The sequence below is a fragment of the Methylomagnum sp. genome, from assembly GCF_054333355.1.
On the sequence record NZ_JBTEKS010000161.1, the window covers coordinates 1 to 9,264 of the forward strand.

8 protein-coding genes, 1 tRNA gene and 3 pseudogenes are annotated in these 9,264 nt (G+C 61.9%); 11 read left to right on the forward strand and 1 reads right to left on the reverse strand.

Annotation, left to right across the window (positions count from 1 at the left end):
- Window positions 1-132: 132 nt before the first annotated feature.
- The 11 genes and pseudogenes from ACXWUF_RS12965 to ACXWUF_RS13015 all read left to right on the forward strand — a co-directional run bounded on the left by ACXWUF_RS12965 (window position 133) and on the right by ACXWUF_RS13015 (window position 7,587).
- Window positions 133-1,566: a cryptochrome/photolyase family protein gene (locus ACXWUF_RS12965; RefSeq protein ID WP_458495092.1), complete on the forward strand. Its 1,434-nt coding sequence runs from the start codon at window positions 133-135 to the stop codon at window positions 1,564-1,566.
- Window positions 1,567-1,636: 70 nt separating this feature from the next.
- A tRNA-Pro gene (locus tag ACXWUF_RS12970) sits at window positions 1,637-1,713 on the forward strand.
- A 71-nt stretch (window positions 1,714-1,784) separates the two neighbouring features.
- Complete coding sequence (locus ACXWUF_RS12975) at window positions 1,785-2,267, forward strand: type I restriction-modification system subunit M N-terminal domain-containing protein (RefSeq protein WP_458495093.1); 483 nt, start codon at window positions 1,785-1,787, stop codon at window positions 2,265-2,267.
- Between the two features lie 35 nt (window positions 2,268-2,302).
- Window positions 2,303-2,671 (forward strand): annotated as a pseudogene (locus ACXWUF_RS12980) (HsdM family class I SAM-dependent methyltransferase); the annotation flags it as partial.
- Between the two features lie 53 nt (window positions 2,672-2,724).
- Entirely contained in the window at window positions 2,725-3,735 is a 1,011-nt protein-coding gene (locus tag ACXWUF_RS12985; protein WP_458495094.1) for an N-6 DNA methylase, read from the forward strand.
- Window positions 3,736-4,307: 572 nt separating this feature from the next.
- Window positions 4,308-4,865, forward strand: a pseudogene (locus ACXWUF_RS12990) (ISAs1 family transposase); the annotation flags it as partial.
- A 21-nt stretch (window positions 4,866-4,886) separates the two neighbouring features.
- Window positions 4,887-5,115 (forward strand): annotated as a pseudogene (locus tag ACXWUF_RS12995) (type I restriction enzyme subunit R domain-containing protein); the annotation flags it as partial.
- A gap of 274 nt (window positions 5,116-5,389) precedes the next feature.
- Entirely contained in the window at window positions 5,390-6,199 is an 810-nt protein-coding gene (locus ACXWUF_RS13000; RefSeq protein WP_458495095.1) for a hypothetical protein, read from the forward strand.
- The gene (locus ACXWUF_RS13005; protein ID WP_458495096.1) at window positions 6,199-6,915 is read left to right on the forward strand and encodes a M48 family metallopeptidase; all 717 of its coding nucleotides are present in this window, start codon (window positions 6,199-6,201) and stop codon (window positions 6,913-6,915) included. The genes ACXWUF_RS13000 and ACXWUF_RS13005 overlap by 1 nt, the downstream gene beginning before the upstream one ends.
- 6 nt (window positions 6,916-6,921) lie before the next feature.
- Window positions 6,922-7,119, forward strand: a complete 198-nt coding sequence (locus tag ACXWUF_RS13010; RefSeq protein ID WP_458495097.1) for a hypothetical protein — start codon at window positions 6,922-6,924, stop codon at window positions 7,117-7,119.
- A 111-nt stretch (window positions 7,120-7,230) separates the two neighbouring features.
- Window positions 7,231-7,587 carry a hypothetical protein gene (locus ACXWUF_RS13015; protein WP_458495098.1) on the forward strand — a complete coding sequence of 119 codons (357 nt, stop codon included), beginning with the start codon at window positions 7,231-7,233 and terminating at the stop codon, window positions 7,585-7,587.
- Between the two features lie 128 nt (window positions 7,588-7,715).
- On the opposite strand, the gene fbaA is transcribed toward ACXWUF_RS13015, so the two are convergent.
- Window positions 7,716-8,795 (reverse strand): class II fructose-bisphosphate aldolase, encoded by a 1,080-nt coding sequence (fbaA, locus tag ACXWUF_RS13020; protein ID WP_458495099.1) that lies wholly within the window; start codon window positions 8,793-8,795, stop codon window positions 7,716-7,718.
- Between the last annotated feature and the right edge of the window lie 469 nt (window positions 8,796-9,264).

Sequence of the window (9,264 nt, forward strand, 5' to 3'; positions counted from 1 at the left end):
CCGTTCGCCCTGAGGTATCGAAGGGCGAACGGCGGGGCAACCAGCATTTTGTGTAAGTCCTGAAAAAATCAGCCAAAGCCAGCTTTGGACTCCAAGTTTCAGGTATATCGACAAATCCCAGGAAAAATCCCCATGAAAACCGCCCTCGTCTGGTTCCGCCGCGACTTGCGCCTAGCCGACAATCCCGCCCTGCACGCCGCCCTGGCCGCCGCCGAGCGGATCATCCCCGTCTACATCCATGAGCCGGTCAGCGGCGGCAACTGGCCGATGGGCAGCGCTGGCCGGTGGTGGCTACATCACAGCCTCACGGCGCTGGACGAATCCCTCCGTGAGCTAGGCTCGCGGCTCATCATCCGGCGCGGCGGCGGGCTGCAAACCCTGGCGAGGCTGATGAGCGAGACCGGCGCGGATGGCCTGTATTGGAACCGCCTGTACGAACCCACCGCCATCGCCCGTGACACGGAAATCAAGCGCGTCCTGCGGGAAGAGGGCGCGACCGTCGAGACCTTCAACAGCGCCCTGCTGTACGAGCCTTGGGAACTGCGCAAAGAAGGCGGCGAGGCATACCGGGTATTCACGCCGTTCTGGAAGGCCATGCAGAAGCGCGGCTTGGATTTCGATCCCGAACCCGCGCCGGACGGCTTGTCCCCGGTGCCCGAGACGCTAACGAGCGTCGCCGTCGGCGAATTGGGATTACTGCCCCGGATTGCCTGGGATGGCGGCTTTTACCAAGCCTGGACGGTGGGCGAATCCGCCGCCCGCCAGCGCCTCGCCGAATTCATCGAATCCGACGTGTCCGGCTACAAGGCGCGGCGCGACCGACCGGATTTGCCCGCCACCTCGCGGATATCGCCTTACCTCCACTTCGGCGAAATCAGCCCCCGCCAAATCGTCCAGGCCGTGCGGCATGGCGCGGCCTGGGGCGGGTCGGTGGGGGCCGAAGCCTATGTCCGCGAACTGGCGTGGCGGGAATTCGGCTACCACTTGCTGTTCCATTTCCCGCATACCACGGACGAGCCGCTGGATGCCAAATTCGCGGCGTTCCCGTGGGCAGGGAATTACCGGGACACGCTGACCGCTTGGCAGCGGGGCCAAACCGGCTTCCCCATCGTGGATGCCGGAATGCGCGAACTGTGGCACACCGGCTGGATGCACAACCGGGTGCGGATGGTGGTGGCTTCGCTGTTGGCGAAAAACCTGCTGATTCCCTGGCAGGAGGGCGCCCGCTGGTTCTGGGACACATTGGTCGATGCCGACCTCGCCAATAACAGCCTGGGCTGGCAATGGACCGCCGGGTGCGGGGCCGATGCCGCGCCGTATTTCCGGGTGTTCAATCCGGTGTTGCAGGGCGAGCGCTTTGACCCGGACGGCGCTTATGTCCGCCGCTGGGTGCCGGAGTTGGCCCGTTTGCCCGCCGCGTTCATCCATAAGCCGTGGCAGGCGGCCCCGTCCGTTTTGAGTGCGGCGGGCGTGCGGCTGGGCGAGAGTTATCCCCGGCCCATTGTGGATTTGCAGGGCAGCCGGGCACGGGCGTTGGAGGCGTTCGGGCGGATCAAGGCAACCTAGCGGCGATTTGGCGAAGGATGGCCCCGGTTCTTTACTTGCCCCCCGGAAAGCAAGTATTATTGCCGGACTTCGGGGCGTAGCGCAGTCTGGTAGCGCACCTGACTGGGGGTCAGGTGGTCGCAGGTTCAAATCCTGTCGTCCCGACCAAAACACTAGAGGCTTATCGGCAATGTCGATAAGCCTTTTTTCATGCCTGTCAAAAAACCACAACCCTCGCTATGGCCCTGAAGAAATCCGAACTCTATTCCTCCCTTTGGTCTAGCTGCGACGAACTGCGCGGCGGCATGGACGCCAGCCAGTACAAGGACTACATCCTTGTCCTGCTGTTCATCAAATACGTCAGCGACAAATACGCCGGGCTGCCCTTCGCCCCGATCACCATCCCCGCAGGCGCGAGCTTCAAGGACATGGCGGCGCTCAAGGGCAAGCCCGACATCGGCGACCAGATCAACAAGCGGATCATCGCCCCCCTGGCCGACGCCAACAAGCTGTCCGATTTCCCCGACTTCAACGACGCCAACAAGCTCGGCAGCGGCAAGGAAATGGTGGAACGGCTGGCCAACCTCATCGCCATCTTCGAGAACCCGGCGCTGGATTTCTCCCGGAACCGGACCGAGGGCGATGACATCCTGGGCGACGCCTACGAATACCTGATGCAGCACTTCGCCGTGGACAGCGGCAAAAGCAAGGGCCAGTTCTAGCCGAGGTCAGCCGGGTCATCGCGCAGATTCTCGGCATCCGCGAGGCGAGAACCAGCGCCGACCCCACCGTTTATGACCCGACTTGCGGGTCCGGCTCGCTGCTGCTGAAACTGGCCGACGCGGCCCGCACGCCGGTGACGCTGTACGGGCAGGAAAAAGACGCCGCCACCAGCGGCCTCGCTCGGATGAACATGATTCTGCACAACAATCCGACCGCGCTCATTGTGCAGGGCAACACGCTGACCGACCCGAAGTTCCGCGACGGTGAGACGCTCAAGACCTTTGATTACGTGGTGGCCAATCCGCCGTTCAGCGACAAGCGCTGGAGTACCGGACTCGACCCGCTCCACGATCCGCACCAGCGCTTCCAGCCGTTTGGCACGCCGCCCGCCAAGCAGGGCGATTACGCCTATCTGCTGCACATCGTCCGGTCGTTGAAAAGCACCGGCAAAGGCGCGTGCATCCTGTGCCCCACGGCGTGTTGTTCCGGGGCCATGCCGAGGCCGACATCCGGCGGAATCTGGTCCGCAAGGGCTATCTCGCTGGACTCATCGGCCTGCCCGCCAACCTGTTCTTCGGCACCGGCATTCCCGCCTGCATCGTGGTCATCGACAAGGCGCAAGCCCACACCCGTCAGGGCGTTTTCATAATCGACGCCAGCGGCGGCTGCATGAAGGACGGCCCGAAGAACCGGCTGCGTGCCCAGGACATTCACAAGATCGTTGATGTCTTCAACAAGCGGCTGGAAATCCCCAGATATTCCCGGATGGTCGGCTTCGAGGACATCGAGGGCCATTTGCGGGGCGGCATTCCCGCCGCCGATGTGGATGCTTTGCGGCGTTATTGGGCGGTGTGCCCGCAGCTTCGGGCGACCTTGTTCAAGGAGGGGCGGCCCGGCTATCTCGATCTTGCGGTGGAGAAGTCAGCCATCAAGTCCACGATTTACGGGCATTCGGAATTCGCCGAGTTCATCGCCGGGATGAACAGGCATTTCGACGCTTGGCGGCAAAAAAGCGCCGCGACGCTCAAGGCGTTGCGGCCCGGCTGTCATCCGAAGGAGGTGATCGACGCCCTGGCCGAGGATTTGCTGGCCCATTACGCCGACCGTCCGCTCATCGACAAGTACGATGTTTATCAGCACCTCATGGATTACTGGAACGAGGCCATGCAGGACGATGGCCACCTGATCGCCGCCGCTGGCTGGAAGGCGGAGACTTACGCATCATCGAGAAGGACAAGAAGGGCAAGGAGAAGGACAAGGACAAGGAGAAGTACAAGGGTTGGACCTGTGATTTGGTGCCCAAGGCGCTCATCGTGGCGCGGTGCTTCGCCCAGGAGCAGGCCGCCATCGACCAGCTTGCCGCCGATCTGGAAAGCGCCAGCGCGAAGCTGGCCGAGTTGGAGGAAGAACACAGCGGGGAGGAAGCTGTGTTCTCGGGCTTCGACAAGATCAACAAGGCCAGTGTGACCGACCGGTTGGCTGAAATTGAAGAAAGCGCCGATCCCCCAGGGAACGCCAAGCCCCAGCTTGGCGAAAAATCGGAAAGCACCGGGCTGGGACTCGGCGCTCCGACGGGCGGGCGGCCAGGGAATGCCAAGCCCCAGCTTGGCGATGAGTTGGAAAGCACCGAGCTAGGGCTCGGTGTTCCGGGGGGTGATGGTCCGGGGGCGGCGTTCCCGATGAGGTTGAAGTGTTGCGGGAATGGCTGCGGCTGAGTAACGAGGCGGCGGGGTTGAAGAAGCGGCTGAAGGAGGCGGAGGCGGCGGGAGGCGGCGCTGGATGCCGCCGTTCATGGGGAGATGGACCGGATTAGTCAGGCGTTGACGCAACGGGTGAAGGAATTGGCGGAGCGGTATGAGACGCCGTTGCCGTTACTGGGTGAGCGGATGGCGGAATTGGAGACTCGGGTTAATCGGCATTTGGCGCGGATGGGGTTTGGGGGAATGGAGGCAGGGCAATCGCATGAAGAAAAAGCTTGACAAGCGGCTGTTGGAGGCGGCTTAAAGCGAGCTTTTGCATGGCTTCAGGTCGAGAGTCCGATGGGAAACGCCGAAAAGAAGGGTTTGTTGGATCATTTTGCCGATTTGGAAGATCCGCGGACGCGGCAATCGCGACATGACTTGCAGGAGATTCTGTTGGTGGCCATCTGTGCGGTTTTGAGCGGGGCGGACGGGTGGGCCGGGGTGGCGTTATGGGGCCGGGCCAGGCTGCCCTGGCTGCGGAAGATTCTACCGTTCGAGAACGGGGTGGCCTCGCACGACACCTTCGGGCGGGTGTTCGCCCTGCTGGACGCGGCCCAGTTCGAGGCGCGGTTCATCGCCTGGATGGGCACGGTGTGCGGCGCCCTGCGCGGGGCATCAGTGGCGATCGACGGCAAGACCGCCCGGCGGTCGAAATCCGCCGGGGGGAAGGCCCTCCATCTCGTGTCGGCGTACGCCCACGACCTGGGGCTGACGCTCGGGCAGGTGAGGACGGCGAAGAAGTCGAACGAGATCACGGCGATCCCGGAACTGCTGGACGCGCTCTTGCCCAAGGGCTGCATCGTCACCATCGACGCGCTGGGCTGCCAGAAGGCCATTGCCGCCAAGATCGTCGAGCAGGAATCCGACTTGAGCAAGACCGAAACCTACGAGGAGCGGGTGAAAGCCCTGTTCATCAAGGAGCCGGCGACCCTGAAGCTGCTGATCGTGGTGGATAAGCTGCTCACCGGCTTCGACGCGCCGCCCTGCACCTATCTCTACATCGACAAGTCCATGCAGGACCACGGCCTATTCCAGGCCATCTGCCGCACCAACCGGCTGGACGGGGACGACAAGGATTTCGGCCACATCGTGGACTACAAGGATTTGTTCAAGAAGGTCGAGAACGCCATCGCGGTCTACACCTCCGAACTGGACCGCAGCGCGGGCGGGGCCGATCCCGAGGTGTTGATGCAGGACCGTTTGAAGAAGGGCCGGGAACGCCTGGACCAAGCCCTGGAAGCCATCGCCCTGCTGTGCGAGTCGGTGGAGCCGCCCAAGGGCGAACTGTGCAATACATCCATTATTTCTACGGCAACAGCGAAATCCCGTCCGACCTACAGGGACGGGAGCCGCAACGCGCCGCCCTCTACAAGGCCACCGTGGCCCTGGTCCGCGCCTACGCCAACATCGCCGACGAACTCGAAGCCACCGGTCACAGCGCCGCCGACATCGCCCGCATCAAGCGCCAACTCGCCCACGCCCTGAACATCCGCGAAATCATCCGCCAGGCCAGCGGCGAAACCCTCGACCTCAAAGCCTACGAGGCCGACATGCGCCACCTCATCGACACCTACATCCAGGCCGATGAGCCGCGCAAGATTTCGCCCTTCGACAAGATGGGCTTGCTGGAATTGATCGTAAAGACCGGCGTCGCCAACGCCATCGCGACCCAGCTTGGCGGCTTGAAAGGCGACAGGAATGCCGTGGCCGAGACCATCGAGAACAACGTCCGCCGCAAGATCATCAAGGAGCATCTGAACGACCCGGCCTATTACGAGAAAATGTCGGCCCTGTTGGACGAAATCATCGCGGCGCGGAAGGCGAGGGCCATCGAGTATGAGGAATACTTGCGGCGCATCGCCGAACTGGCGAGGCAAGTGCGGTCCGGGCAGCCGGACGACACGCCCGCCGATCTGGACACGCCGGGCAAGCGGGCGCTGTACAGCAATCTCCAGAAAACCACCGGGCCGGGCCTCGCCGAACCGTCCGGCGCTTATCCGAAGGCCGACCAGGTTCTGGCGCTGGCGCTGAGGATCGACCAAACCATCAAGCGAGTCCGGCCCGATGGCTGGCGCGACAACGGCGGACCTAAAGAGAAAATCATCAAAGCGGCTTTGTTCGGCGTGTTGCAGGACGTGGCCGAAGTGGAGCGCATCTTTCTCATCATCAAGGCGCAGGCCAAATACTGATGAGTACCCGTATCAATTTTGGCGACATCACGGCGGACGTGGTGTTCAAGGACATCAAGAACGTCCACCTCAGCGTCTATCCGCCCGACGGCCAGGTGCGGATTTCGGCTCCGGCCCGGATGAACCTCGACACCATCCGCGTGTTCGCCCTCTCCAAACTGGCCTGGATCAGGCAGCAACAGAAAAAGCTGCGGGAGCAGGAACGGGAAACGCCCCGCGAGTATCTGGAGCGCGAAAGCCATTACGTGTGGGGCAAGCGTTATTTGCTGACGGTGGTGGAGGGCGATGAAGCGCCGGGGATCGAGCTGGGCCATAGCCATCTGTTGCTACGGATTCGGCCAGGAGCCGATGAGGCGAAACGGCAAGCCATGATGGAAGCGTGGTATCGCGAACAGATCAAACAAGCCGCGCCGCCGCTGCTGGCCAACTGGGAGCCGTTATTGGGGGTGAAGGTGAAGAAGCTGTTTGTGCGGCAGATGAAAACGCGCTGGGGAAGCTGCAACCCCGACAGCGGCGGTATCCGGCTCAACACCGAATTGGCCAAAAAGCCCCGCGAGTGCCTGGAATACATTGTCGTGCATGAAATGGCCCACCTGCTGGAACCCACCCACAACGCCCGCTTCATCGCGGTAATGGAGCGGTTCATGCCGGACTGGCGGCTGCGGCGGGATCGGCTCAATCAATTGCCGGTGCGGCATGAGGCATGGGGATACTGAAAATCCATGAATCCCTCCCTCACTTGGCAAATCGAAGCCGCCCGGCGCGGCGACATCACCGTCGAAGCGGCCCGCGCCTTCATCGAAGCCTGGCCCGGCTACCAAGCGGGCGAATTGCGGCAGAAAGCCGAAGCCCTGGAAAGGCTGTCGGACATCGAAGTTGAGCGCCTGCGCTCCGCCTTGCGCCGCCGCCGGGGCGAGTGAAACTGTCATGCCACGCCAAGCTGGCCTTACAGCGCCATGCTAAGATGCAAGCGCTGTGTTGTTCCAATTAACAGACTGTCCGCTCATAAGGAGGAAAAGATGGATTGCTCAATGAACATGCTCTCCGTGATCCAAATGTCCGCGCCGCCGGGGCCGATCCCCGACGGAATGAAGGTGGTCGCCTTTACGGGACCAAACACATTCGACCCCGCGCCCTGTCCGGTGCTGGCCATAGGTAGCTTCATCCTCTGGCCCATGAGCTACATTGATAACCGCGTTAGCTTCGGCATGGTGATGTACGACCCGCAAGGTCAGGTTCTGAACCAAGTGGAAAAGCCCGGCGCACGGTATGTCTACAAGATAGCGCTGGACGGCTCCGGCGCATCGGGTTCGGTGACGTTCTCGGGGCAGGCGGACCAGACGGTGACAATGACGCTGGATGAAGCTTGTCAGTTGATGGTGGTTTGATTCCGCCCACCGAATTCCGAATCCGGTGGTGATTTATCCGGGTTGCCGCCAGTCCTGCGGAGCGGCCAAACAAAAAGGCCGATGCTTGCGCATCGGCCTTTTTTATCGGGGAAACTGAGCGGTTCGCCTTACAGCGTGTTGACCGCGTTCAATTCCTCGAACGCCTGTTGCAGGCGGGCCGACATGCTGGTCTGGGCGGCACGCAGCCAGACGCGGGGGTCGTAATATTTCTTGTTGGGCTTGTCGTCGCCATCCGGGTTGCCGATCTGGCCCTGGAGGTAGCCCTCGTTCTTCAGGTAATACTGACGGATGCCGTCCCAAGTCGCCCACTGGGTGTCGGTGTCGATGTTCATCTTCACCACGCCGTAGCTGATGGACTCGGAGATTTCCTCCGCCGTGGAGCCGGAGCCGCCGTGGAACACGAAGTTCAGGCTGTTGGCCGGGAGTCCGTACTTCTCGGAGACGTACTTCTGGGAGTTGTCCAGGATTTTCGGGGTCAGCTTGACGTTGCCGGGCTTGTAGACGCCATGCACGTTGCCGAAGGAAGCGGCAATCGTGAAGCGGGGGCTGACCTTGCTCAGATGCTCGTAGGCATAGGCCACATCTTCCGGCTGGGTGTACAGGGAGGCGTGATCCACGCCGCTGTTGTCCACGCCGTCTTCCTCGCCGCCGGTGACGCCGAGTTCGATTTCCAGGGTCATGCCCATCTTGGACATGCGTTCCAGGTACTTGGCGCAAGTCTCGATGTTCTCTTCCATGCTTTCTTCCGATAGGTCCAGCATGTGCGAGCTGAACAGCGGCTTGCCGGTTTCGGCGAAGTGCTTCTCGCCCGCGTCGAGCAGGCCGTCGATCCACGGCAGCAGCTTCTTGGCGGCGTGGTCGGTGTGCAGGATGACCGGGACGCCGTAGGCTTCGGCGACCGCGTGAACATGCTTGGCGCCGGAGATGGCCCCGATGATGGCGGCTTGCTGGCCTTCCAGCTTGAGTCCCTTGCCCGCGACGAACTGGGCGCCGCCATTGGAGAATTGAATGATGACCGGAGCCTTGGCCTTGGCGGCGGCTTCCAAGACCGCGTTGATGGAGTCGGTGCCCACGACGTTCACAGCGGGCAGCGCGAACTTGTTCTCTTTGCAGATGGCGAATACTTTTTGCACATCTTCGCCAGTGACAACGCCGGGTTTAACTACATCGAAAATTTTCTGGGTCATAAGCGGGTTTGTTTAAGAGTGTTGGTGGAACAGGTATGATTTTAGCGTTTTTCTTCCAGCCAGTCGATCCGCCATCCGGTCGAGCCGGGGGGTTGCAACGCGGAAGACCATCATCCCCACCATCAGAAAAACAGCCCCGATGCGAGCGAACGCATCCCGGAAAATGCTGCGCCGGATTTGGCAACGTCTGTCCGGGTTTCCGATTGGTCATGTTCATTCAAGGAAATCGCCTAAGGCTGATTGGCAAGGCGCTTCAGTCAACCCAAAAGAACCCGCCATTCCGCCCAGGATGACGCTGATTTTCCCAAATCTTAGGGGGATGCGCCCAGAACGCTGGGTTTTGTTCCTCAACCCCGCCTACTGCCGCACGTACCAGTTGCAGTCGATCTTATAGGCCACGGCCTGTCCGACCAGGGCCGAGGCGTGGATGTTCACCTTGGTCATGGCGACCCGCAGCAGCCGGGGCAGG